20 protein-coding genes are annotated in these 24,307 nt (G+C 72.2%); 7 read left to right on the top strand and 13 right to left on the bottom strand.

What is annotated here, in order from left to right; all coding sequences use genetic code 11:
• From FHL80_RS20555 to FHL80_RS20515, 9 genes are all read right to left on the bottom strand, one after another.
• Positions 1–691, bottom strand: a 691-nt coding sequence (locus FHL80_RS20555; protein ID WP_138735212.1) for a DUF4389 domain-containing protein, incomplete at its 3' end; no start/stop codon positions are given.
• A gap of 292 nt (positions 692–983) precedes the next feature.
• Positions 984–1,445, bottom strand: a complete 462-nt coding sequence (locus tag FHL80_RS20550; RefSeq protein WP_138735211.1) for a hypothetical protein — start codon at positions 1,443–1,445, stop codon at positions 984–986.
• 13 nt (positions 1,446–1,458) lie between these two features.
• The gene (locus FHL80_RS20545; protein WP_138735210.1) at positions 1,459–2,520 is read right to left on the bottom strand and encodes a flavin-containing monooxygenase; all 1,062 of its coding nucleotides are present in this window, start codon (positions 2,518–2,520) and stop codon (positions 1,459–1,461) included.
• Positions 2,517–4,262: a multicopper oxidase family protein gene (locus tag FHL80_RS20540; protein ID WP_138735209.1), complete on the bottom strand. Its 1,746-nt coding sequence runs from the start codon at positions 4,260–4,262 to the stop codon at positions 2,517–2,519. The genes FHL80_RS20545 and FHL80_RS20540 overlap by 4 nt, the downstream gene beginning before the upstream one ends.
• A 351-nt stretch (positions 4,263–4,613) precedes the next feature.
• Positions 4,614–7,160: an ABC transporter permease gene (locus FHL80_RS20535; protein WP_138735208.1), complete on the bottom strand. Its 2,547-nt coding sequence runs from the start codon at positions 7,158–7,160 to the stop codon at positions 4,614–4,616.
• Between the two features lies 1 nt (position 7,161).
• Complete coding sequence (locus tag FHL80_RS20530) at positions 7,162–7,944, bottom strand: ABC transporter ATP-binding protein (RefSeq protein ID WP_216870918.1); 783 nt, start codon at positions 7,942–7,944, stop codon at positions 7,162–7,164.
• A gap of 246 nt (positions 7,945–8,190) precedes the next feature.
• Positions 8,191–8,601 carry a hypothetical protein gene (locus FHL80_RS20525; RefSeq protein WP_138735206.1) on the bottom strand — a complete coding sequence of 137 codons (411 nt, stop codon included), beginning with the start codon at positions 8,599–8,601 and terminating at the stop codon, positions 8,191–8,193.
• 108 nt (positions 8,602–8,709) lie between these two features.
• On the bottom strand, positions 8,710–9,399 hold the full coding sequence (locus tag FHL80_RS20520) for a response regulator (protein WP_246078836.1): 690 nt from the start codon (positions 9,397–9,399) through the stop codon (positions 8,710–8,712).
• Positions 9,393–11,381 carry a sensor histidine kinase gene (locus FHL80_RS20515; protein WP_216870917.1) on the bottom strand — a complete coding sequence of 663 codons (1,989 nt, stop codon included), beginning with the start codon at positions 11,379–11,381 and terminating at the stop codon, positions 9,393–9,395. Before FHL80_RS20515 ends, FHL80_RS20520 begins: the two co-directional genes overlap by 7 nt.
• 862 nt (positions 11,382–12,243) lie before the next feature.
• On the opposite strand from FHL80_RS20515, the gene FHL80_RS20505 reads away from it, so the two are divergent.
• Positions 12,244–13,632, top strand: a complete 1,389-nt coding sequence (locus FHL80_RS20505) for a PP2C family protein-serine/threonine phosphatase (protein ID WP_246078837.1) — start codon at positions 12,244–12,246, stop codon at positions 13,630–13,632.
• Positions 13,633–13,925: 293 nt separating this feature from the next.
• On the opposite strand, the gene FHL80_RS20500 is transcribed toward FHL80_RS20505, so the two are convergent.
• Together FHL80_RS20500 and FHL80_RS20495 are read right to left on the bottom strand one after the other, a co-directional pair.
• On the bottom strand, positions 13,926–14,657 hold the full coding sequence (locus FHL80_RS20500) for a dienelactone hydrolase family protein (RefSeq protein ID WP_138735203.1): 732 nt from the start codon (positions 14,655–14,657) through the stop codon (positions 13,926–13,928).
• An 11-nt stretch (positions 14,658–14,668) separates the two neighbouring features.
• The gene (locus tag FHL80_RS20495; RefSeq protein WP_281283546.1) at positions 14,669–14,866 is read right to left on the bottom strand and encodes a DoxX family protein; all 198 of its coding nucleotides are present in this window, start codon (positions 14,864–14,866) and stop codon (positions 14,669–14,671) included.
• A gap of 640 nt (positions 14,867–15,506) precedes the next feature.
• Between FHL80_RS20495 and FHL80_RS20485 the strand changes: the two genes are divergently transcribed.
• The gene (locus FHL80_RS20485) at positions 15,507–16,307 is read left to right on the top strand and encodes an alpha/beta fold hydrolase (RefSeq protein ID WP_216870915.1); all 801 of its coding nucleotides are present in this window, start codon (positions 15,507–15,509) and stop codon (positions 16,305–16,307) included.
• Positions 16,308–16,413: 106 nt separating this feature from the next.
• Here the strand turns inward: FHL80_RS20485 and zwf are convergent, their stop codons facing one another.
• Entirely contained in the window at positions 16,414–17,910 is a 1,497-nt protein-coding gene (zwf, locus tag FHL80_RS20480) for a glucose-6-phosphate dehydrogenase (RefSeq protein ID WP_138735200.1), read from the bottom strand.
• 202 nt (positions 17,911–18,112) lie between these two features.
• On the opposite strand from zwf, the gene FHL80_RS20475 reads away from it, so the two are divergent.
• Entirely contained in the window at positions 18,113–18,532 is a 420-nt protein-coding gene (locus FHL80_RS20475; protein ID WP_138735199.1) for a cupin domain-containing protein, read from the top strand.
• Between the two features lie 141 nt (positions 18,533–18,673).
• Here the strand turns inward: FHL80_RS20475 and FHL80_RS20470 are convergent, their stop codons facing one another.
• A complete protein-coding gene (locus FHL80_RS20470) occupies positions 18,674–19,810 on the bottom strand; it encodes an MGH1-like glycoside hydrolase domain-containing protein (RefSeq protein ID WP_138735198.1) in 1,137 nt (378 codons plus the stop codon).
• Between the two features lie 377 nt (positions 19,811–20,187).
• Here FHL80_RS20470 and FHL80_RS20465 point away from each other — a divergent pair, with 377 nt between their 5' ends.
• The 4 genes from FHL80_RS20465 to FHL80_RS20450 all read left to right on the top strand — a co-directional run.
• Positions 20,188–21,072 carry a helix-turn-helix domain-containing protein gene (locus tag FHL80_RS20465; RefSeq protein ID WP_138735197.1) on the top strand — a complete coding sequence of 295 codons (885 nt, stop codon included), beginning with the start codon at positions 20,188–20,190 and terminating at the stop codon, positions 21,070–21,072.
• Between the two features lie 133 nt (positions 21,073–21,205).
• A complete protein-coding gene (locus FHL80_RS20460) occupies positions 21,206–22,978 on the top strand; it encodes an FAD-dependent oxidoreductase (protein ID WP_138735196.1) in 1,773 nt (590 codons plus the stop codon).
• Positions 22,975–23,910, top strand: a complete 936-nt coding sequence (locus FHL80_RS20455; RefSeq protein WP_138735195.1) for an intradiol ring-cleavage dioxygenase — start codon at positions 22,975–22,977, stop codon at positions 23,908–23,910. Before FHL80_RS20460 ends, FHL80_RS20455 begins: the two co-directional genes overlap by 4 nt.
• Positions 23,907–24,307: iron-containing alcohol dehydrogenase (locus tag FHL80_RS20450; protein ID WP_138735194.1), on the top strand; the 401-nt coding region annotated here is incomplete at its 3' end. The genes FHL80_RS20455 and FHL80_RS20450, both read left to right, overlap by 4 nt.

Here is a 24,307-nt window from a genome sequence, read left to right as displayed (position 1 = left end):
GGGCGGGCACCGAGCCGGGGTCGTCGCCGCCCAGGTCGAGCCGGAACGGCGGATAGCGGTCGGTCATCAGGGCGGTGTAGGCGGCCACCCGCAGTGCCCACCGGTCCATGCCCATCACGAAGTCGTACAGCGGCTTCGGGTAGCGGCCGGTGAACAGCAGAGCGATCGCGGCGATCAGCACGAGCAGGCCGACGAGGCTCCAGCCGGCGTTCGCGCCGTTGTCCCAGCCGTCGTCCGTCCCGCTGCGGGTGCCCAGCCACAGGCCGCCGCCCACGAACACCGCGAGGACGAGGTAGTGCGGGATGGCCAGCAGCCACTTCACGAAGATCAGCCCGCGGGACAGCCGTTCGGGATAGGGCACGTCCAGGTGCGCCGGGTAGTCCGGCACCTCGGCGAGGGCGAACGGGGGGTAGCGGTCGGTGCCCAGCGCCCAGTAGCCGTAGTAGTGCACCCGCCACGACCAGCGCAGCACCCCGACGTTGAAGTCGAACAGCGAGCGTGGATAGCGACCGGTGAACAGGATCGCGAAGAACGCGATCACGCCCACGACGACGAACGCCACCCACAGGAAGAACAGGACGACGATGTGCGGGATCAGCAGCAGCCACTTGACCAGCCACAAGCCGCGGGAGAGCGACGGGTCCAGCGACGCGTCGACGCGCACGGGGTACGGCGTCCGGTTCTCGGTCATGTCGGCCTCCCGGCCTGCGGCGTCCTCGGCGTGCGAGGTGGGACCTGCAGTCTGGAGCTGGACCGGGCCTCCGGTCATCGGCGTGATGGCCGGATCGGCGGGGGATCTTTGACGTAGTCCCGCTGACCGGCGCCTGGTCCGTCACGTGGGTGGAGCCGGTAGCTGTCGCCGCACGGCCCCGGCCGGTCGGTCGGTGACCGTGACGTCCACGGGGGACAGGCTCGTGCGGGCCGCCATGACGGCGTCCCGCCGTCCACCCGCTCTGGTCGACCGAGGGAGCTGTGGTGGCTGTTCACCACCCGAGGTGCACCTCCGCCAGGATGGTGACGGCGATGAGGGCGGCGGCGACGAAGTCGACGGTGGCGCAGAACGGCGGCCACCACCGGGTGCCGGCCACGAACCCGGTGCGGTGCTGCCCGAGGTCCTTGAGGCCGTGACCGGCCAGCCCGCCGACGAGCAGCCAGGCTGATCCGGTCACCCCCACGGCGGCGACGACCACGAAGCCCGCGGCGACGCAGGTCTCGACCGCGATGACCGTGCCCCGCCCGTCGGCGACGGCGAACCCGATGTAGATCGCGGCGATGAGGGCGAGCCCCAGGGCGTAGACCGTGACCGGATCGAGCCAGGGGAACGCCAGCGGCGACGCTGCCTGCAGCACACCCCAGATCACGCCCCAGATCAGCGGTGCCCGCAGCGCACCAGCGCCATCGGCGGCGACCGTGGTCCGCTGCCGGGCGTGCGAGGGAGCGGTCACGGCTGTCGGCCGTTCATCGGGTCGACGCCGCGATGCGCTCGGCCAGAAGGGCCGCGTCGTCGCCCACCCAGCCCAGCAGTGCCGAGCCGCGGGTGTGCTGCCAGCTGCGGCCGAGTGTGTAGAGCCCGGGCGAGCGGGTGACGCCGCGCGACTGGCGCAGCCGGCCTCGTTCGTCCGTGACGTCGGGGACGTCGACCCACGAGTCGTCGGTCCTGAACCCGGTCGCCCAGACGACGCCGTCGTACTCGGCGCGGGTCCCGTCCGCGAAGGTGACGCTGTTCCCGGCTCCGTCCTCCACCCGGGGGCGGATCGTGATGCCGTGCCGGCGGGCCAGCTGCCGGGGCCCGGGTCCGACGATCTGGTCGCGTCCGGCCAGCCGGCGCCCCAGCCGCGAGTCCGCGGCCACGCGGTCCACTCCCAGACCCGTGGCCCACCACCAGATGTCACGTCCCAGCGGTCGCTGGGGCACGGCAGGGAGCCGCTCGCCGACCGCAAGATCGACCGGGTGCGTCGCGGACAGTTCCAGGGCGATCTGGCACCCGGAGTTGGCCGCGCCGACGACGAGCACCCGTCCTGACACGAGCTGGTCGGGTCGCCGGTAGTCCGCGCTGTGCAGCTGCTGCACCTCCGGTGCGAGCCGCACGGAGACCGGCGGGGTGACGGGCACCTGGAACGGCCCCGTGGCGACGACCACCTGGCCCGCCTCGATCGCGTCGGGTCCGGCCTTCGCGACGTAGGTGCCGTCGCCGGCCCGGGCCAGCGACGTCACCGTCGTGTCGAGGCGGACCGTCAGGTCGAACTCCGCTGCATAGGCCCGCAGGTAGTCGGCGACGTCGTCCTTGCCGGGGTAGCTGTCCGGGACCGCCGGGAAGGGCAGCCCGGGGAGGTCGTCGTAGCGGCCGGAGGTGAACAGCCGTAGGGAGTCCCAGCGGGAGCGCCAGGTGCTGCCGATCTCCGCGGCGGCATCCACGATGGTGAACCGCAGGTTGCGCTGAGCCAGGTGGTAGCCCATCGCCAGCCCGGCTTGCCCGCCACCGACGACGAGGACGTCCAGCCGTGCCGTGCCGGCGGTCATCGGACCGGCTCCGGGGTGCGGGCGACGGTGAAGCTGAACATCATGCCGCTCTCGGTGTGCTCGGCGATGTGGCAGTGCGCCATCCACAGCCCGGGATTGCTGACGTCGAGCAGGATGTCGACGGTCTGTCCCGCCCGCAGCAGCACGGTGTCCTTCCAGACCAGGTTGTCCTCCGGCTCCCCGTCCCGGGCCAGCACCAGGAAGCGCCCGGCTCCGTGCACGTGGAACGGATGGTGCATCGGGTGGTCCTGGGTCAGCTCGTTGACCAGCCTGATCTTGACCCGGTCCCCGACGGTGAACCTCCAGTCGATGGCGTGGTTCACCGCGCCGGTCTCCCGGTCGACGAGCTGCCAGATCATGTTGCTCGGATCCGACGCCCGGTTGATGGCCGGCATCCGGTCCTCCCACTCCAGTCCGTCGCCGTGGTCCTCGTCGTGGTGGCCGGAGGACGGCGCGCCGTCGTGCGCGGCGACCGGCGCTGCCTCGGACGCCATGAGCCGCATCCCGCAGAGCGGGCAGGTCGACGGCTCGGACGCGGTGACGTCGGGGTGCATCGGACAGGCGTACGTGATCGTCACCGCGACGAGCCCCATGCCGCAGCGGGGGCACGTCGACGGTTCCGAGGCCGTGACGTCAGGGTGCATGGGGCAGGCGTAGGACGACGCCGGGACGGTGTCCGCGCCGTAGAGCAACGGCATCCGGGACACGAACTCGAGCACCTTGTCCGGCGCCCGGTCGAGGTCGGCGTCGAGCAGTCGGTGCTCGGCGGACAACTCGGGGTCGACGCGCAGTTCGGCGAAGGACCCGGCAGCGGGGCTGCCGCCGACGGAGTCGGGCGCGACGGTGAAGGTGCCGAGGTCGTAGACGCGATCGGGAGTCCGGTGCTCCAGCCGCACCTCACCGGGGGCGTCGAAGAGCACGTCGACGACGGCCCGCTCCGAAGGCGCGAGCAGGACGTCGTCGATGAAGGTCTCCCGCTCGTAGCGGCCGCTGTCCCCGCCGACCAGCTTCATCCGCGCCCCACGCAGCCCGAAGTCGAACAGCCTCGTGTTGGCTGTGTTGACCAGGTGGAGCCGCACGACCTCTCCCACGGTCGCCGCTCCCGCGAACGCGGTCTCGCCGTTGATCAGCAGCACGTTGCCGAACCGGCCCATCGCGGTGGAGTTCGGTCCGGTGCGGGAGAAGGCGGCGATGTGCCCGTCCTCGACGAGCAGGTCGTCGAGCGTGAGGGTCAGCTCGCGGTCGACGGCGGGCCAGTAGCCGGGGTCGGCGGGTTCGACGACGATGGTGCCGTACAGGCCCATCTCCTGCGCGAAGTCCTCGCGCATGTGCGGGTGGTACCAGTAGAAGCCGGCGTCGGGGAACTGCACCCGGCAGCGGTAGCCACCGCCGACCGGGATGGGTTGTTGCGTCTCGTGCGGCACCCCGTCGTACCGGTTCTCCAGCCGCAGGCCGTGCCAGTGCACCGTCGTCTCGACATCGCCGTCGTTGCGCACGTCCACGGTGATCTCGGAGCCCTGGCGGACCCGCAGTGTCGGGCCGGGGATCGAGCCGTTGTAGGCCAGCATCCGCAGCTCGGCCCCGGCACCGGTGTCCCCGGGTGCGTCGTGGCCCAGCGTCTTGCGGACGGGGCCGATCGACAGGTCGAAGCGGTCCCCGGTGGCCAGCCGCAGCACCTGGGGCTCGGACACGTGCGCCAGTCCCGCGGTGTCGGTCGGGAACAGATCGTGATCGGTGGTCATCGGACGGTCCTCTGGTCATCGGGCCGAGGAAGAGCGGAGCGGGCCGGCTGGGGGGATGTGTCAGCCCAGCGGCCAGCGAGCACAGCGGCGGCGGGTCCCTCGGCCACCGGACCAGCCACCGCCGTGATCGGGTAGGTGTGAACGTCGCGAGCTGGGAGGACAGCGTGGAGCCGGACCCGTGGTGGGGTCATCGGCGCGATGACCGGACCGGACGGGGATCTTTGTCGTAGTCCGGCTGACGGACCCCGGCACACCACCGGGTGACGCTGACCCGGCTGGCTGTGCGCACGCTCGAACGCTGGGTCAGCGGCGGGTGGTCGTTGCGCCGGGCCCGGGTGCCGCCGTCGCGCGCTACGCGGTCGCTATCGCGTCCAGCACCTTCAGCTTCGCCGCCCGCCGGGCCGGCCACACCGCGGCCAGTACTCCGATGAGGGCGCCGACGGCCAGGAACAGGACCATCCGACCGGCCGGGATCACCTGCTGCGTGATGCCCTGGTCGGCCAGCGCCTGCACCAGGCCGGTACCGAACACGATCCCCAGCAGCAGACCGAACACGGCGCCGTACACCGAGATGGCCACCGACTCGAGCCGGACCATCTGCCGCAACTGCCGCCGGTCCATCCCGATGGCCCGGAGCAGACCGATCTCACGCGTCCGCTCGATCACCGACAGGGCCAGCGTGTTGACGATGCCGAGGACGGCGATGATCACCGACAGCCCGAGGAGCGCGTTGATGATCATCAGCATCTGGTCGACCTGTCCCTTCTGCTCGTCGGCGAACTGCGTCTGGTCCTTGAGCGTGACGACCGGGTAGGCCTCGAGCGTCGCCTCGAGGGACGACCGCACGGCAGCCGCGTCCACGTCCGGCGCCAGGTCGACGTAGACGAAGCGGTCGAGCGCCTCACCCCCTGCTGCGGTGAACGTGTCCAGGGAGATCACCGCGGAGCCCAGCGTGGCGTTCGTGGTGTAGATGCCACCGACGGTCAGACCGACTCGCTGGCCGTTGGCGAGCAGGGCCTCGACCCGGTCACCGACCGACCAACCGCGACCCGCAGCCGTGTCCTCGTCCACGACCAGCCCGTTGCCGCGCAGCCCCGCGGTGCTCCCGGCGAGGTAGTCCAGCGCGAGTGCGGAGTCCAGCGTCGTGGCGTCCACGGCGCTCACCGACGTCTGGACGCCGGCCAGTTGGGCCTGGCCGAGTCGTTGCTGAGTCACTGAGTCGACACCGTCGATGCGGCGGATCTGCTCGGCGATGTCCGCGCTGAACGGTGCGGCCACGGCGGTCGAGACCACGTAGTCCGCTCCCAGCGACTGATCGAGGGCACCGTCCACGGACGCGTTGGTGGACGCACCGATGATGCTGAAGCCGCTCACCAGCGCCAGGCCCACCATCAGCGCGGACGCCGTGGCCGCAGTGCGCCGCGGACTGCGGACGGCGTTCTCCCGGGCGAGGCGGCCGGGGGTGCCGAACAACCGGGGGAGGACCCCGCCGATCCCCCGGAGGAACGGCCGGGCGATCACCGGGCTCAGGGCGATGGTCCCGAGCAGCAACGCCAGGGCGCCCACGCCGACCAGCGAGGCAGCAGCGCCGTCGTCCTCGACGACGAAGGCGCTGACCATGGCGGCGATGCCGGCCGCCGTGAGCACGCCCCCGAGCACGGTCCGGCGGCGCAGCGAACGCTCGACCGCGACGTGGTCGTCGCGCATCGCTGCCACGGGCGGCGTCCGGGCCGCCCGTCGTGCCGGCAGGTACGCCGCGACCAAGGTGACCAGCACACCCACGGCGTAGGACCACAGCACCGTGTCGGTGGCGAAGACCAGTCCGCCGTCGAGCGTGAGGCCGAACCGCCCGAACAGGGACCGCAGACCCGTGGCGACCCCGAACCCCGCGGCCAGGCCCACGGTGGAGCCGACGACCCCCAGCACCAGCGCCTCGGCCAGCACCGAGCGGGTGACCTGCGCGCGACCGGCCCCGAGCGCCCGCAGGAGAGCCAGCTCACGGGTGCGTTGCGCGACGAGCATGGAGAACGTGTTGAGGATGATGAACGTCCCCACGAACAGCGCGATGCCGGCGAAGGCGAGCAGGAAGGTCTCGACGAAGGCCAGCCCCTCCTCGAAGTCGCCGGCGAGCGCCTCGGCCTGCTCGCTGGCGGTCCTGACCGTGAACCCGTCCCCGATCGCCGCGGCGACGCGGTCCCGCAGCGCCTCCTGGGCGACCCCATCGGCAGCTGACACGCCGACCCCGCTGAACTGCCCGGGGGTGCCGAACAGCTCCTGGGCGGTCGAGGTCTCGAACGCGGCCAGCGAGGCCCCCGCCGAGCCGCCGCTGTCCCCGAAGGAGAAGACACCGACGAGCTCCGCCTCCACCCGCGGCCCCGTCGTCAGCACCGGGACGCTGTCACCGAGGGCGTAGCCGGCCTTGTCCACCGTGTCGACGTCGAGAGCCACCTCCGCGGCGCCACGCGGTGCTCGGCCGTCGACGAGGGTGCTCGAGGACAACGCCGGGTCGGGCTCCCAGCTGATACCGATGCCCGGCGCTCCTCCGGTGTCCAGGACGTCACCGTGGCCGTCGAGGACGTAGACGCCCTCCGTGCGGACGAAGCCGGAGGCCGAGGCCACGCCGTCCACGCCCCGCACGGTGTCGACCACGGTCGCCGGCACGGAGGACACCGTGCCGACGCCCTCACCGGTGCCGGCCAGGCCCGAGTCGAAGGCGGCTGCCGGCTCCACGTTGACGTCCGCGGCGGTGCTCGCGAAGAGGTCGTCGAACGTCCTGCCCAGCGTGTCGGTGAAGATCATGGTGCCGGAGACGAAGGCGACCCCGAGCACGATCGCCAGTCCGCTGAGCGCCAGGCGCAGCTTGTGCGCCAGCAGGTTGCGAACGGTCGCGCGCCACATCTCAGGCCTCCGACTGCACGTCGAAGGCCTTCATGCGCTCGAGCACCCGTTCCCGCGTCGGCGAGATCATCGAGTCGACGATCCGGCCGTCGGCGAGGAACAGCACGCGGTCGGAGTAGGAGGCGGCCACGGGGTCGTGGGTGACCATGACGATCGTCTGCCCCATCTCCATGACCGAGCTGCGGAGGAAGGACAGGACGTCGGCGCCGCTCCGGGAGTCCAGGTTCCCGGTCGGCTCGTCGGCGAAGATGATCTCCGGCCGGTTGGCCAGTGCCCGAGCGCAGGCCACGCGCTGCTGCTGCCCACCGGACAGCTCGCTCGGCCGGTGGCCGAGGCGCTGCCGCAGACCCACCGTGTCGATGACCGTCTCGAGCCACTCCTGGTCCGGCCGGCGCCCGGCGATGTCCATCGGGAGCGTGATGTTCTCCAGCGCCGTCAGCGTGGGCAGCAGGTTGTAGGCCTGGAAGATGAAGCCGATCTTGTCCCGGCGCAGCACGGTGAGCTGCCTGTCGTTGAGCGAGCTCAACTCGGTGTCGCCGATGTAGGCCTGGCCGTCGGTCACTGCGTCCAGTCCCGCCATGCAGTGCATGAGGGTGGACTTGCCGGAGCCGGACGGCCCCATGATGGCGGTGAAGACCCCGCGCGGGAACGCGACGTCGACCGCATCCAGGGCGACGACGCGCGTGTCCCCCTCGCCGTAGACCTTGGTCAGCCCGGCGCTGCGGGCGGCGGCAGGCGCCTCCACGCCCACCCTGGGTACCGGGATGTCTCGGACGGAAGTCATGTCAGCTCCTCGGATCATGGCGTTCGCCGCTCGGCACAGCGGGCCAGGTCAGCAGTTCCAGCCGTCCCGTCGCGGGCGCAGGGGTGACCCCGGGAGGTGCGGGCCAGCAGCGGTGGGACGGCGCACCCGCGGTCGCCGGTCCCGCTGCGCGACGGTGCTCAACCGACGCGTGAGCGATTGTGCGACCGGAACACCGGTGCGCTCATCGGGCGGACGGCAGGGTCGGACCTGGCTCTTCGACGTAGGTCAACCGTCGGGCCGGTCGACAGGTCGCCGGCGCCGGCCAGCAGCTGCCGATGGTCCGCAAGCGGACCGGACCGTCTCGGCGAGATGGTCGGCGAAGCCCGGGTCCTCCTCGTCGAGGCATGCCTCCGCGCCCGCCGCCAGGACCACGGAGTTCCGTGTCGTCCCGCTGCACACGGCGATGACCGTGCACCCGCGGAGGGCGAGCCGCTCGATGACCCGGAGGTCCTGCGCCGTGTGCCCGCGGTCCAGCGCCAGCACGACGACGTCCGCCAGGACGTCCGCGACGACGTCGGCGTCGGATCCGAGCCTGGCCGTGTCCGCAACGCCGACGGCGCACTGGTCGACCAACTCCAGCAGCCCCGACAGCGCCCGGCGGACACGGATGTCCCGCGCAGCCACGAGGACCGTCATCCTGCCCCCTCGGAGGGACGTGTGCCACCCACCGCACCATCGAGGGGGCCCCGACGCCATCGGCGTGATGTCCCGCATCCGCCGGGTCGGATGTCGTGCGACGGGTGTCTACCTGAGGGGCGCGGCGGGTGACAGTCCCTGTTGGACGGCGTACAGGGCCGCCTGGGTGCGCGAACGGAGCCCCAGCTTGTCCAGGATGCTGCTGACGTGGGTGCGCGCGGTCCGCTCGCTGATCACCAGCCGGGACGCGATCTCCCGGTTCGACAGCCCCGCTGCGATCAGGGCGAGGACCTCGTGCTCCCGTGCGGTGAGGGTCCCGAGTGCGGCCTGGCCGGTCGCGCTGAACGCCCGCGCGAGCTGTCTCGAGACCGCTGTACCGAGCGGCATCTCGCGGCGGTGCGCCTTGCGGATGCCCTCGGCCACCTCGTCGGCTTCGGCGTCCTTGAGCAGGTAGCCGGAGGCGCCGGCCTCGAGCGCACCCCGGATGCGGTCGACCTCGCTGTAGCTCGTCATGGCCATGACCGCGACGGCCGGGTACCGCTGGGTGAGCAGCCGGGTGGCGGTGACGCCGTCGAGTCCTGGCATGAGCAGGTCCATGAGGACGACGTGCGGCGTCCTGTGCTCGGTCTCCAGCGCGGCCACGGTGTCCAGCGCGGCCTGGCCGTCACCGGCCTCGCCGACGACCTCGATGTCGTCCAGCAGCTCGAGGTACCCGCGCAGCCCGCGTCGCACCACCGCGTGGTCGTCGACGAGGCAGACCCGGATGGGACCGGCCTCGGGCCCGGCGCCGGTCACCACGGGGCCGCCGACGTTCGGATCCGGTCTCCCGCACCCAGGCGCGCCTCGCTCCGGGACAGCGGGATGCTGGCCGAGATCCGGGTGCCGCGCCCCGGGCGGGAGTCCACCAGCAGGGTGCCGCCCAGCTGCTCGATCCGCTGAGCCATCATGCGCAGACCCAGATGACCGGGCTCGTGGGCGGACGGGTCGAAGCCCACCCCGTCGTCGGTCAGCTCCACCAGCAGTTCCTGGCGGTTGGCGCCCCGGCGCCGCAACCGCACGACGGCCCGGCGGGCCGCGGAGTGCTTGGCGATGTTGGCCAGGGACTCCTGGACGACCCGGTAGACCTGCTCCTCGACGTCGCGCGGCAGGGCGAGGCGTCTCTTGGGCAGCCGGAGGTCGACCGCGATCTCGGTGCGGGCGCTCATCCCCTCGGCCTGCTTGCGGATCGCTGCCGCCAGGCCCTCCTCCTGCAGGGCCTCGGGGCGCAACTCGAAGATGAGCGACCGCATCTCGGCGAGGGCCCCCTGGGTCAGCTGGCGCAGGTGGTCGAGCCGCTCGCCCAGCGGCCCGTCGTCGGGCAAGCCGGCGCGCTGCAGGAGGAGTTGAGCGCCCCGCGTCTCCATGGTCATCGAGAACAGTGCCTGGGACACCGAGTCGTGCAGCTCACGGGCGAGGCGGTGCCGTGCCTCCAGGGCGAGCCGCTGCTGCGCCTCGGAGAACAACCGGGCGTTCTCGATGGCCACGCCGGCCTGCGCCGCGAGGGTGACCACGGCACGCTCGTCCTCCTCGGTGAACTCCGTCTCGCCGCGCTTCTCGGTCAGGTAGAGGTTGCCGTAGATCCGGCCGCGGACGGTGATCGGGACGCCGAGGAAGGACGTCATCGGCGGATGGTGCAGCGGGAAGCCGACGGATCGTCCGTCGTCCTGGATGCGGGCCAACCGCAACGGGCGGGCGTCGGAGATGAGGGCTCCGAGGATGCCGCGGCCGATCGGCAGATGGCCGATGGCCTCGCGGCCCTCACTCGGGATGCCGTGGGTGATGAAGTCCTCGAGGAGTCCGTCCGGCCCCAGGACCCCGACCGCCCCGTACTCGGCATCAGCGACGGTGCAGGCCAGTTGCACGATCTTCGTGAGGACTGCCGGCAGGGAGAGCTCGGAGGCCAGTGCCAGACCCGCTCCGATGAGCCCCTCGTCCCGCCGCGAGGACGCCGCCGCATCGGCGAACAGCCGGGCGTTGTCCACGGCGGTCGCTGCCTGGTCCGCGACAGCTTCCAGGAAGCGGAGCTCGTGGCCGTCCGGAGGGGGGCCGGGCCAGAACGTCTTGATGGCGCCGACCGGGTGGTTCCGGGCGACCATGGGGAACGACGCGACGCTCTGCCATGCCAGGTCACCGTCCAGGTCCTCGAGCATCCCCAGCACCGGCTCGCCGCTCGCCCGGTCCAGCACGACGGTGCGCCGGCTGCGAAACGCCGACACTGCCGGCAGGACCTCGTGCGCCGCCGCCAGCGCCCCCCGGAACCGTTCGGCGTAGTCGGCGGGCAGCCCCGCGGTGCCGGCGACCCGTAGCCGGGCCCGCTCCCCGTCGAAGACGATGGCCGCGCACGCGGTCATGCCCGTGGACGCCGTCAGGCACTGAGCGACGGTGTCGAGAGTGGCCTCGAGGGACTCCGCCAGCGCCACCCGGGCGGCCACGTGGCTCAGCGTCGCCTGTCTGCGTGCCGCGCGCCGCTCATCGGTGATGTCGCGGAAAGCCCGGGCGATCACCCGTCGCCCGTCGACGTCGACCAGTGCGTCGGAGCACTCGGTGTCAGCGTCCCCGCCTGCGGCAAGGGCGTCCGCGGGGCCGCCGCCGCTGAGTGCCCCACCCGGCGACGAGGTCGGGCGGCCGCCGGGAGGAGGCTCTGACCGGCGTCCGAGAGTCGCGCGTCCCGCGGCATTGACGTGCAGGACCTGTTCGTCCTCGGTGAGGAGGGCCAGGCCGAAGGGGAGGCTGTCGATCACCTGGGTCAGAGTCGTCAGTCCCGGCCCAGCAGGACACGGCTGGGCACCGGTGGCGGGCCAGCTCGTGTCAGCAGCGCTCGTCATGGCCACCACCACCCATCACCTGGTTCCAGCGACCGTACCGTCGCCGACTCCCGGCGTACCCCTGGCGTGGCACCGGAGGTGGCATCTCTCCCGTGTCCGGCGGTGCCCCCGCCGGGTGGCGGACCACCGCGGGCATCGCCCGAGGAGTCGGTGCGACACCGCTGGCCGGTAGGTGCCGCGGCGGGCGCTGTGCCGGTCGTCCAGGGGCGGGCGCAGCCGTTCCCCGACTCGTCGGGGGTCCTCCGAGCAGTGACCCGGCGATGAACTCGTAGGCAGCCGTCGCGACCACCTCGGGCAGGTGGTCGGTGAGTTGGCGGCGCGCGTGGGGGTGATCGCCAGGACGCAGCGCTCCTGGTCCCCGGTCATGTGGTGTCGCGTCGGCGCTGCATGGGGGACTTCAGCCCCGTGGTGTCACCAGGGGAGGGGCCTGGTCCAACCGGTCTGCGGCCTCTCTGCTGCGCGGGTGTGACGTGGCTGTAGATGGCTGTGGTGGAGTGCGCGAGGATCGTGGAGACCACCGTGAGCGGGACGCCGTCGGTCAGCATGACGCCGGCCGCTGAGTGCCGGGAGGTGGGCAACCCGGCGTCGCCTTCCCCGCCCTGGGAGCGATGCGACGATCGCAGGGTTCGCTGGTCTCGGCACCACCGGGCTCTCCGGGTGCCAGCGTCGCGTGCCGGTGCAACGTGGGCACCTGTCGGTCGGATACGTTGCGCGGCACAGCGCGAGGCGGGCGGGTGCCGGACCGGCGGTCGCGCAGGGCGAGGAGGCAGCGACGGTGATGGGCGCGGCCCTGGCCGCCGGCGGACGGGGGGGAGCCGACGACTGGGCGCGGCTGGAGTTGTTGGCCGAGGTCAGCGACACGCTCATCCGCACGCTGGACACGGGGCAGTCAGCCGATCACCTGGCGCGGCTGGTGGTGCCGCGGCTGGCCGACTGGGCGACGGTCACCGTGCTGGCTGACGACGGCGCGGACCAGCTCACCGGACGCGCGCACCGCGACCCTGCCCGGCTCGGTGACCTGGATGCCTATCTCTCCGGGCGGACCGTCGGTGTCCGCGGCCAGTCGGCGCTGGCGGCCGCGCTGCGGTCGGGGCAGCCGCTGCGGCTGGCCGGTGCAGATGCGGCCTCGACCCGCGCCGCGGCAGGCCCGCGTGTGCAGGCGGCGTTCGATCGGCTGGATGCGACATCGGCGGTCGTCGTGCCGCTGGGCGCGCATGGGCACGTGTTCGGCGCCCTGTCGCTGGTCAACAGCGGCGTCCGGCCGCCACTGACCGACGACGAGGTCGCCCTCGCCGAGGAGATCGCCCGCCGCGGTTCCCTCGCACTGGACAACGCCCGCCTCTACACCCGCCAGTTGCAGGTCGCCGAGACGTTGCAGCGCAGTCTGCTGACCCCGCCGCCGCAGACCCGGACGCTGGAGATCGCCGTCCGCTACCGGCCCGCTGGGCGGCACACGCTCGTCGGGGGAGACTTCTACGACGCCTTCACCCAGCCCGACGGATCCACCGTGCTGGTCGTCGGGGACGTCGCCGGGCACTCGGTGGAGGCGGCTGCGGCGATGTCGCAACTGCGGAGCACGGTGCGCACGTTGGCCTGTGACCGGCCCGGTAGCCCTGCGGACACACTCGCCCGCACCGATGGGGTGCTGACCATGACGGCATTCGACACCCTGGCCACCGTCCTCGTAGCCGTCCTCGACCCGACCACGTCCCCGACCGGGGCGCTGCAGCTGCGCTGGTCCTCGGCCGGGCACCTGCCGCCGATGCTGCTCAGTGCCGACGGGCAGGTGCGGACCCTCGACACGCCTCCCGAGCGGCTGCTCGGCACCGGTCTGCCGGCCGTGCACTCCGACCACGTCACCGAAGTCCACCCGGGGGACACGGTGTTGCTCTACACCGACGGGCTGGTCGAGCAGCGCTACGACGGACACCGTTCCACCATCGACGAGGGCGTCAGCCGGCTCCGGCGGGAGCTGGCTGAGCTCGGCGGTGTCGCGGTGGAGCAGCTGTGCGACGACCTGCTGCGGCGCGTCCTGCCAGGTCCTGCCGATGATGATGTCGCGCTCCTCGCGGTGCGCCACCGGCCCTGGCCGGCCGACCCGTCGACCGGGGGCGTCCGCTGCCAGCCCGACGCGGGCAGGCTGCATCGAGGCCGCAGACGCCCGTGACGAGGCGACCGCGGAGAACAGACGCAGGACCCACCTGACGAGCTCGGCGGTACCTCGGGGCACGACTGGGACGTCGTTCGAAGAGATCGGGGCGCAGCCGGAGGAACCGGACGGGATGACTCGGACGCCCTGGAACCGGGCCGAGTGCCGGTTCGTGCCGTCGGATCGCGGCCGACGATCGTCCCCCCGGGCCACCGCGCCGGCGAGCATGGTGCTGACCCAGGCCGGCCCGGTGCCGGACGACACGGTCGACGCGATCGTCGACGACGTGGTCGTGCTGCTCCTGGTCCTCCTCAGCCGAGGCCGATCGGGCCCCGCAGGTGCTCGTCGAAGAAGGCGAGGATCCTTCGCTTCGCGTCGGCGGCCGCGTCGTGGTCGTACCCGACTCCGGCCACCTTCAGCACCGGCGTCAGCGGTGAGGCCGCGCTGATGCGGTTGATGAAGCCGTGCCGGGCGTCCGGGTACTCCTTCACGTCCGCCGGCACCCCGGCGGCGTCCGCGGCGGCGCGGACCTTCTGCGCGGCACCGACGAGGCCCTTGTCGCGGCCGCCGAAGCTGGCCACCACGGGGCAGGCGCCGCTGAGGACGTCCTCGACGTTGTCCGGCACCGGCCCGTAGTTGACGCTGGCTGCGGACCAGCCGGGTCGTCCGGCGAGCAGCAGGGCGAAGCCACCGCCCATGCAGTAGCCGATGACGCCGACCTGGCCGGTGCAGCGCGGGTCCTCGGCGAGCGCTGACCGGGTGGCGTCCAGCCGGTCGAACGCGGGGCCCTGCTGTCGGCTGAGCTGGGTGAAGGTGCCCTTGAGGCAGCGGATGGCGGCCCTGCCCTCGTAGAGGTCGGGCACCGCGACGAGGTAGCCGGCGGCGGCGAGCCAGTCGGCCTGCTCCCGCATGTCGTCCCCCAGGCCGAGCACGTCGTGCACGAGGACCACCCCCGGCCAGGGGCCGGGCCGGTCGGAGGTGACCACGGGAACGGCGAGGTATCCGACCTGGTCGGCGAGGGCGGTGCGGTCAGGAGTGGTCACGGGGGGTGTCCTCAGAGGGTCAGGAGCCGGAGCGCCAGGACGGCGATCGCGAGCAGGAGGGGGACGACGGGTGCCGCGGCGCCCCTGGTGTCGCCGACGCGGAGGTGGCCGATGAGGGCGCCCAGGAAGTGGAGGACGAGGCCGATCGCGGCGGAGATGCCCAGCGGCTCCAGCCACAACCAGATGAGGATGCCGTCGGCACCGGCGATCTCCCGACGACGAGAGCGATGAACACGGTTCCTCTTCAGGCCGGGGGGGTGTGCAGGTCAGGAGGGGTGGCCTTGGCCTGCCGGTCGTCGGCGGCGACGAAGCCGTGGACAGCGACGGCGACGTCGGCAGCCTCGGCCGGGTGGCCGACCTCGGCCCAGGCGTTGCGGTAGGCGTGCCCGTACTGGGCCCAGTGCCCCCCAGGATGCCGGGGAACATCGGCAGGCCGACCTCGACGGCCCGGCCGACGGACTCCGGGCTGCCGCCGGTGCCCAGCCAGATCGTCAGCGGCTGCTCGGGGCGGGGCACCATCAGAGCGTCCTGCAGCCGGCGCCGCCGGTGCGGGCCGCTCCAGGTGACCCGCTCGGCGGCGTTGGTCGCGGACGGCCAGGGCGGTCGACCCGGCGTACGGCAACCCGGTACGGCAACGCGGCGCGGACGACCACGGATCCGGGGACGACACGTCGCAGGTGCACGTGGCTGTCCGTGGCGCCGAGGTCCTGCTGCAGAATGGACCGGGTCCCGGTTCGCCGAGGGGACGTGCCGTCCTCGAGGCCGGACCTGGCTCCCGAGGTGCGGTGCACGTGCGGGCGCACAGCTCGTGACCCAGGCCGCCGGACCCTACGAGCAAGGGAGCGGCCCGTGCCGGTCATCGAGCGTCCTGACACGGCCCGCATCGCGTGGGAGGCCGACGGGCCGGAGGACGCCCCCGCCGTCCTGCTGGTCATGGGGCTCGCCTACCCGGCCGCGATGTGGTTCCGGCTGGTGCCGGCGCTGGCCGAGGACCACCGGGTCATCCGCGTCGACAACCGGGGGGCCGGCCGTACCGGTGACGTCCCTGGGGCGCCGTACACGGTCGAGACCATGGCGGCGGACTGCCTGGCCGTGCTGGACGCGGCGGACGTGGACACCGCCCACGTCGTCGGCATCTCGATGGGCGGCCTGATCGCCCAGGAGGTGGTGCTCACCGCCCCGGAACGGGTCCGCTCGCTGTGCCTGATCGCCACACACCCGGGCGCCGGGCACGCCGTCATCAACCCCCAGGCGATGGCGATGCTGATGCAGCGCGGGCAGATGACGCCCCAGGAAGCGGCGGAGGCCTCCCTCCCCTACAACTACGCGCCCGAGACACCGCGCGAGCGCATCGAGGAGGACTGGGCAGTGCGGGTCCCGCTCGCCACCACCAACGAGGGTTACCTGGCGCAGGCGATCGGGTCATCGCGATGGGACGGCTACGACCGCATCACGGGCATCACCGCGCCGACGCTGGTCGTGCACGGAGAGCTGGATGCGCTCGTCCCGCCGGAGAACGGCCGCATCATCGCCGGCCGCATCCCCGGTGCCGAGCTGGTGATGATCCCGAAGGCGAACCACGTGCTGATGACCGACCAGCCCGAGCACGTGTCGAAGGTGCTCGTCGACTGGCTGCACCGGAACCGGTGACCCGGTCCGCCCGGTTCGGACAGGGCGGCGACGAACACCACGATCCGGGAGGTCCAGCCCGAAGGCCGCAGCGGGCGCCGTCATCGTGCGTCCGCTGCTCCTCCTGTCACGATCGGCTCGAATGGCGCCAGCTCCGGCCGTCGCGGGTGATCAGCGAGTCGGCCTCCGGCGGGCCCCACGTGGCTGCCTGGTACAGCGGGATGGGCCGCTCGTCGCCGGCCCAGTACCGCATCACCGGATCGACGATGCGCCAGGACCGCCCGACCTCGTCGGCGCGGATGAACAGGGTGGGGTCGCCGATCAGTGCGTCGAGGATGACGCGCTCGTAGGCGTCGGGTGACTGCTCCTCGAAGCTCTCGTAGGAGAAGTCCATGGAGGCCTTCTGCACGCGGAAGGCGTGTCCGGGCACCTTTGCGCCGAAGCGCAGGCTCAGTCCCTCGTCGGGCTGCACCCGCACGATCAGGGCGTCGGGCTCCAGTCCTTCGGCCCTGCCCGGGAACAGCGGGAGCTGCGGGGGCCGGCGGAACTCCATGGCGACCTCGGTGACCCGCGCGGGCAGCCGTTTGCCGGTGCGCACGTACACCGGGACGCCGGTCCAGCGCCAGTTCTGCACCTCCAGCTGCATCGCCACGAAGGTCTCGGTGGCACTCAGCGGGTCGACCCCCGGTTCGTCCCGGTACCCGGGCATCAGGTCGGCACGGGTGCCGCCGCGGGTGTACTGCCCCCGCACCGCGTTGGCCGCGATCTCCGCTTCCTCGTCCAACGGCTGGATGGCGCGCAGCAGCTTCACCTTCTCGTCGCGGATCGCCTCTGGGTGGAACGACGTCGGCGGTTCCATGAGGAACAGGGAGAGGACCTGCAGCACGTGGTTCTGGACGATGTCGCGCATGGCGCCCGTCGTCTCGTAGAAGCCGCCTCGGTCGCCGACGCCCAGGGTCTCGGCGACGGTGATCTGCACGTTGTCGACCCAGGTCCGGTTCCAGATCGGCTCGAAGATGGAGTTGGCGAACCGCAGGGCGAGCAGGTTCTGCACCGTCTCCTTGGCGAGGTAGTGGTCGATCCGGAAGATCTGCTCCTCCACGAACGCCGACGAGAGATCGGCGTAGAGCTCCCGGGCGCTGATCTCGTCCCAACCGAACGGCTTCTCGACGACCGCGCGGACGAAGCTGTTCCCGGCCGGCACCGACAACCCCGCCTTTCCCAGGCTCACCGCGATGGGCCCGAACAGCCGGGGTGGGGTGGCGAAGTAGAAGACCCGGTTGCCGGCCGTTCCGTGTCGGTGGTCGCACTCGGACAGGACCTCCGCCAGGCGCTCGTAGGTGGCCGGGTCGTCGTAACCCCCGTGGACGTACCGGGCTGCCGCCGTGAGGTCCCTCCAGCGCGGGGGGTCCTCGCCGGAGACGCTCCGACGGCAGAGGTCCCCGAAGGCGGTGTCGGTCATGGGGGTGCGGGCGACGCCGATCAGCGCGACCTCCGGAGGGAGGGCTCCGTAGCCGGCCAGCCGCTCGAGTGCGGGCAGCAGCTTGCGGGCGGTGAGATCACCCGAAGCTCCGAAGATGACCAGTGCACACGGTGGGGAGCGGCGATCGGAGTCGACGTTCATGCGCCGGTAGCATGCTCGGATCGGCGGACCACCGACAGCCACCCTGGACACGACGGCGCGTGGTTCGTCCCTCGTGGCCGGTGGCCGGTGGCTGACGGCAGCCGGGCTCGGGCTGTGGTGTGGCCGGCTCGACCACGCGCAGGCGGCTGTCGTCGCCGTCGGCACGTCCCCGGGTAGCCGTACCGAGAACGAGGAGAACGCCATGCACCAGCAGCCGCAGGACGTCGCGACCATGGTCTTCGACTGGGGTTCCATCAAGTGGCTGGTCACGCCGGACACGGTGACCGGCGCGCCCTCGTCCTTCGGTGAGGTGGTCATCAACCCCGAGAAGGGCCACGAGCGCCACGTGCACCCGGACGCCGACGAGGTCCTCTACGTCATCGAGGGCACCGGGCGCCAGACGGTCGGCGATGCGCCCGAGTTCGACATCGTCGCAGGCGACGCCATCTGGGTCGCCAAGGGCACTCTGCACTCCACCTTCAACACCGGCTGGAAGCCGCTGCGTCTGATCGCCACCTACACCCCCGGAGGCGAGGAGAACGCCTTGCGGGGACTGCCCGGGTTCGTGGAGCTGCCGGCCGGTACCAATCCCACGTGGTCACCCAACGCGGGCCGTGGCTGAGATCGAGCGCCGGCGACCGCGCGCGCCGGTGCTGCGGACGCCGGAGCCCGGCATCCCAGGACGTGCGGCCTGATCAGGAGCTGGTGCCGCTGGGTTCCGGGGGTTGGGTGCAGACGCGACGGAGGTACCCGCCCCTCCCGCTCACAGCGCGGCGGCGAGGGCGGCCCAGGTCTGCGGCTTGGCTCCCAAGCCCTCGCCGGTGTCAGGGTTCCAGTACCCGCTCCAGCCCGACCCCGGTATCGTCCGGCGAGCTTGGTCAGCAATGGTGCCCGCCAGCTCGTGGAACCCCCACCGGCGGCACGCCTCGACGGCGAGCAGGGTCAGTTGCGGCCACGCTGCGCCTCGCCAGTACGTGCCGGCTTCGTACGTCGGGTGGTCGGCCGCCACGTACCGGAGGCCCTGAGGGCCGGCGAAGCGATCAGGGTCACCCAGCTGTTCGAGCGCCACGGCGGCGCGCTCCGGCGACGCCGTGCCGAGCGTCGCCAGGATCCCGTCCAGAGTCGGGACGCTGACACTCGGTCCACCGCCGACGATCGCCCGATCGACGTACAGGCCCTGGTCGTCGTCCCAGAGCGACAGCTCGATGGACTCGGCGAGCCGCGCCCCGGCCCTCGTCAGGTGCTGGTCGTCGTGGCGCTCGCCATGCAGCGTGAGCGCGTGAGCCAGGATGCCGTTGAAGAGGCTCGAGACGCTCTCGAAGTCAGCGTTCTCGTGAGCATCGCCCTCCGCGCCCCAGCCCGCGGATGCGGCGAGTCGTTCATCGAACGCCGTCCATCCGGCCCGGTTCCAGGAGGAGCTCCCCACCCAGGAATCCCAACGAGGCGAGTCGTCACACCCGGTTTCCCAAGGGTGGACCACCTTGGCGAGTCCGTCCACCATGCGACAGTCCGAGAAGTACTGCAGCGCGCGGCTCACGCCCAGCACCAAGGACGGATCGAACGAGAGTCCGTTGTCCTCCACACGCGCGAGGGCCAGTGCGTACACCGGCGGCTGCGTGAAACAGGAGACATCCGGCCGGGGTCCGCGCCAGACACCCTCGTCCTTGCCGTACGTCATGTGAGGGACGAAGCCGTTCTCGAACTGTGTGCGGAAGACGGCCTGCAGTTCCACGGCAGCGCGCTGATCGCGAACGGCGGCCCAGGCCATGCTGTGGAAGCACGAGTCCCACAGCCACAGGTGTGGGTAGTGCTCCGAGTTGGGAACGCAGTACGACACGTCGGCTTGCCACGCGCCACTCAAGACGCGGAAGGCGCCTGATTCGAGTTCGCGGCGGTCCATCGAGCTCCCCGTTCTCCGCGGGGGTCCGCGGCCCACGACGGTCTCAGCCTCTGCCGGGCGACTCCGGCGCGCCGGGGGAGGGGGTGGATGCGACGGCAGTCCTTCCCCACCTGTCTGGCGGTGGGGCGGGCCATCCGAACCCCACGGGAGCATGCGGTACCACCGCCCTCGCGGTGGTCATCGCTGCTGCTGCTGCTGCTGCTGCTGCTGCTGCCTGCCGCGGCCGTCGGCCGGACTCGGGGCAGAGCCCGGGAGGTGGTCGTCCAGTGCGGTGGGGCCGGGTGACGGATGAGCACTGCTGCTCCACGGGGATGGCTAGGCTGGCGTGCCAGACCTCACGGTGGGGCGGCACCGCATCGGCATGGGACGGCCGTGGGATGAGTGAACTGGGCCTGTTGGACACCAACGGCATCCTCCGCCAGCCGTGGGTGGCGGCCGAGCGCACCAGCGCCGGGCTGGGCTGGGAGAGCCAGTACCTGTCGGTCCAGCGCGAGCGCCCCTACGGTGCGTCGTTCGCCGCCGCCCGGACGCACCTGGTCATCCTGCACCTCGACGGACCGGTCACCGTCCGGCGCGGCCAGGGCCGGCTGAGCCGGTCCCGGCAGATCCCGGCCGGTGGCTTGTTCATCCACCCGGCGGGCCGAGACCTCACCGTCGAGCTCGGGGGCCCGCTGAGCACGGTGCACCTGTACCTCACCGACGACCTCCTCCAGGACGTCGCCGACGTGGACAGGCCCGTCCTGCTGGCCGAGGAGCTGGGCACGAGCGACCGCCTCCTGGAGCAGCTCGTGCTGTCGATGGACGAGGCGTTGCGCGGCTGGGAGCCCACCGCGCGGACCTACGTCGACCAGCTCAGCAGCATGGTCGCGGCCCAGCTCGTGCGCCAGCACGGGAGCGCTCCGGCCGGGAAGGCCGCTGCGGACGGTCGATCGGGCGGAGGTCTGGGTGACCGCCAGTTCGCGGCGGTGCGGTCGGTGATGGAGGAACGGCTGGCCGATCCGGTACCGCTGGCCGAACTCGCCGCGACCGCCGGACTGAGCGTCAGCCAGTTCAGCCGGCAGTTCAAGGCGCGCACCGGCCAGGCGCCGCACCGGTTCCTGCTCGGCCTGCGCGTCGACCACGCGTGCCGGCTGTTGCGCACCGGGACCACCCCGATCGCCGAGATCGCTCTCCGGTGCGGCTTCTCGCACCAGGAGCACCTGACCCGGGTCATGCGAGCGCACCTGGACACCACCCCCGGTGCCCTGCGTCGCGGCTCCTGAGCGCCGCGCCCTCACGGCATCGGTGCCGCGCCTTTCGTGCAGTCAAGTCGGTCGGATCGTGCAGGAAGCCTCCCGGTGGTCCGCCCCACACTCGACCCGAGATGTGATCCACGCGACAGGGAGAGGGAATCCGATGCCCGACCTCGACACCGACGTCCTCGTTGTCGGCAGTGGGCCGGCCGGTTCCGCGGCCGCGCTGGCGCTGGCGACCTACGGCGTGCGCACGACCGTCATCACCAAGTACGGGCGGCTGGCTGACACGCCCCGCGCGCACATCACCAACCAGCGCACGATGGAGGCCCTCCGCGACCTCGGCGTCGAGGAGGAGGTGATGGCCGAGGCCGTGCCGCAGGAGCTGATGGGCAACCTCGTCTACTGCACCTCCATCGCCGGGGAGGAGCTGGGCCGCCTGCACGCCTGGGGCACCCGCCCGGACCGGTTCGCCGACTACACCGCGGCCAGCCCCTCGCGGATCTGCGACATGCCGCAGGACCTGATGGAGCCGGTGCTGCTGCACAACGCGCAGTCCCGCGGCGCGAAGGTCCGCTTCGACACCGAGTACCTGTCGCTGCAGCAGGACGACGACGGCGTCACCGTGCACGTGCGCGACCGGCTGCGGGGCGACGAGTACGACATCCGCGCCCGGTACGTCATCGGCGCCGACGGCGGCCGCAGCCAGGTGGCGGAGGACGTCGGCCTGCCGCTGCAGGGCCAGATGGGCGTCGGCGGCAGCATCAACATCGTCTTCGAGGCCGATCTGTCCCACCTGGTCGCCGACCGCCCCTCGGTCCTGTACTGGGTGCTGCAGCCCGGTGCCGACGTCGGTGGCATCGGCGCCGGGCTCGTCCGCATGGTCCGTCCCTGGCACAAGTGGCTGATCGTGTGGGGCTACGACATCAACGGCCCGGCACCCGACCTGACCGAGGAGTACGCGCTGTCGATCGTGCGGAAGCTGGTCGGTGACGACTCCGTCAACGTGTCGATCACCTCCAGCTCGGCCTGGACGGTCAACCACCTGTGGGCGGAGAGCTGCTCGAGCGGCCGGGTGTTCTGTGCCGGCGACGCCGTGCACCGGCACCCACCGTCGAACGGGCTCGGCTCGAACACCTCCATCCAGGACTCCTACAACCTGGCCTGGAAGCTGGCCGCCGTCGCGCGGGGCCAGGCCGGCCCGGGCCTGCTGGACACCTACTCGGCCGAGCGGGCGCCGGTGGCCAAGCAGATCGTCGACCGCGCCAACCAGAGCATCGGCGAGACGTCGCGCATCTTCGACGCCCTCGGCCTGCTGAACACCGCCGACCCCGAGCTGATGGTGCAGCACATGGCCGCCCGCAAGGACGCCACCCCGGAGGCGGAGAAGCAGCGCGCCGCCCTGCGCGAGGCCATCGCGTTCAAGGACTACGAGTTCAACTGCCACGGGGTGGAACTCGACCAGCGCTACGAGTCCACGGCGGTGGTGCCCGACGGCACGCCCGTGGAGCAGCCGACCCGGGACCCCGAGCTCTACCACCATGCCAGCTCCCGCCCAGGCGCCAAGCTGCCGCACGCCTGGTTGACCACCGACCACCGCCGCCGGGTCTCGACCCTGGACCTGGGCGGGCACGGGCGGTTCACCGTGTTCACCGGCATCGGCGGGGAGAGCTGGGTGCGCGCCGCGGCGGTGGTGGCCGACCGGCTGGGCATCGAGGTGGCCGCGGTGCTGGTCGGACCGGGCCGGGAGTACGACGACCTCTACGGCGACTGGGCCCGGGTGCGGGGGATCGACGACGGCGGGGTGCTGCTCGTCCGCCCTGACGACTACGTGGCCTTCCGCCAGGCCGGGGCCGCGTCGGACGCCGAGGCGGAGCAGGCGCTGGAGACGGCGTTGCGCACGGTGCTGGACCGGGTCGCGGAGGTGCAGGCGTGAGCGACGGTGAGCTGTTCAGCGAGGAGCGGTCAGCCGCCGTCGTCGCCGCCAGCTTCGCCGGGACGCCGGACCCCCGGCTGCGGCAGGTGATGAACTCGCTGGTGCAGCACCTGCACGCGTTCGTCAAGGACGTGGAGCTGACCGAGGAGGAGTGGGGGTTCGCGATCGACTTCCTCACCCGCACCGGGCACATGAGCAACGAGGTGCGGCAGGAGTTCATCCTGCTCTCCGACGTGCTCGGGGTGTCGATGCTGGTGGAGACGATCAACCACCGGACGGGCGGCACCTCGACCGAGTCCACGGTGCTGGGCCCGTTCCACACGGTCGCCTCGCCGCCCCGTGAGCTCGGTGCCGACATCGCGCTGGACGGCAAGGGCACCCCGTGCCTGGTGTCGGGGCAGGTGACCGGCCCGGACGGCGAGCCGCTGGCCGGGGCGTCGGTGGACGTCTGGCAGACCAACGAGGACGGCTTCTACGACGTCCAGCAGCCCGGCATCCAGCCGGCCGGGAACCTGCGCGGGATCTTCAGCGCCGACGCCGAGGGCCGGTTCTGGTTCCGCTCGGTGGTGCCGCGGTACTACCCGATCCCCGACGACGGACCGGTCGGTCAGCTGCTGGCCGCGACGGGGCGGCACCCGAACCGGCCCGCGCACCTGCACTTCATCGTGTCCGCGCCGGGCTACCGGCCGGTGACCACGCACGTGTTCGTCGCCGACAGCCCCTACCTCGACTCCGACGCCGTGTTCGGGGTCAAGGAGAGCCTCGTGCGGGACGTCCAGGAGGTCGATGACCCGGCGCGGGCGGCGGACGCCGGCCTGCCCAACCCCTTCCGGACGCTGACGTTCGACCTGTCGCTGCTGCGGGCCGACCCAGCGCCTCCCGCTGCGGGGTCGGCCGCCCAACCCGCGGTGGTGGAGGGAGGGCGGTCGTGATCGCTCCCTTCAGCTACCAGGCGCTGCCGATGCGGGTGGTGTTCGGCGCCGGTTCGCTGGCGAGGCTGCCCGAGGAGGTCGCGGCGCTGGGGCTGACCCGGGTGCTGGTGCTGTGCTCCCCGGAGCAGCAGGAGACCGGTCAGCAGGTGGCGGCGGCGCTGGGGGAGCGGGCGGCCGGGGTGCTGGCGGAAGCGCGCATGCACGTGCCGGTCGAGGTGGCCGGGCGGGCCCGCGATCTGGCCGCCCAACTGCATGCCGATGGCTGTGTGGCGGTGGGCGGCGGATCGGCGGTCGGGCTGGGCAAGGCGATCGCGCTGGAGCACGGGCTGCCCGTGATCGCCGTCCCCACCACGTACGCGGGTTCGGAGATGACCCCGGTGTGGGGGCTGACCGAGGG

It is taken from the genome of Modestobacter excelsi, from assembly GCF_005930495.1.
In the GTDB taxonomy this organism is placed as follows: Bacteria; Actinomycetota; Actinomycetes; order Mycobacteriales; family Geodermatophilaceae; genus Modestobacter; species Modestobacter excelsi.
Note: the sequence above shows the minus strand (reverse complement) of the source record. Positions and strands in the feature narration are given on the sequence as shown.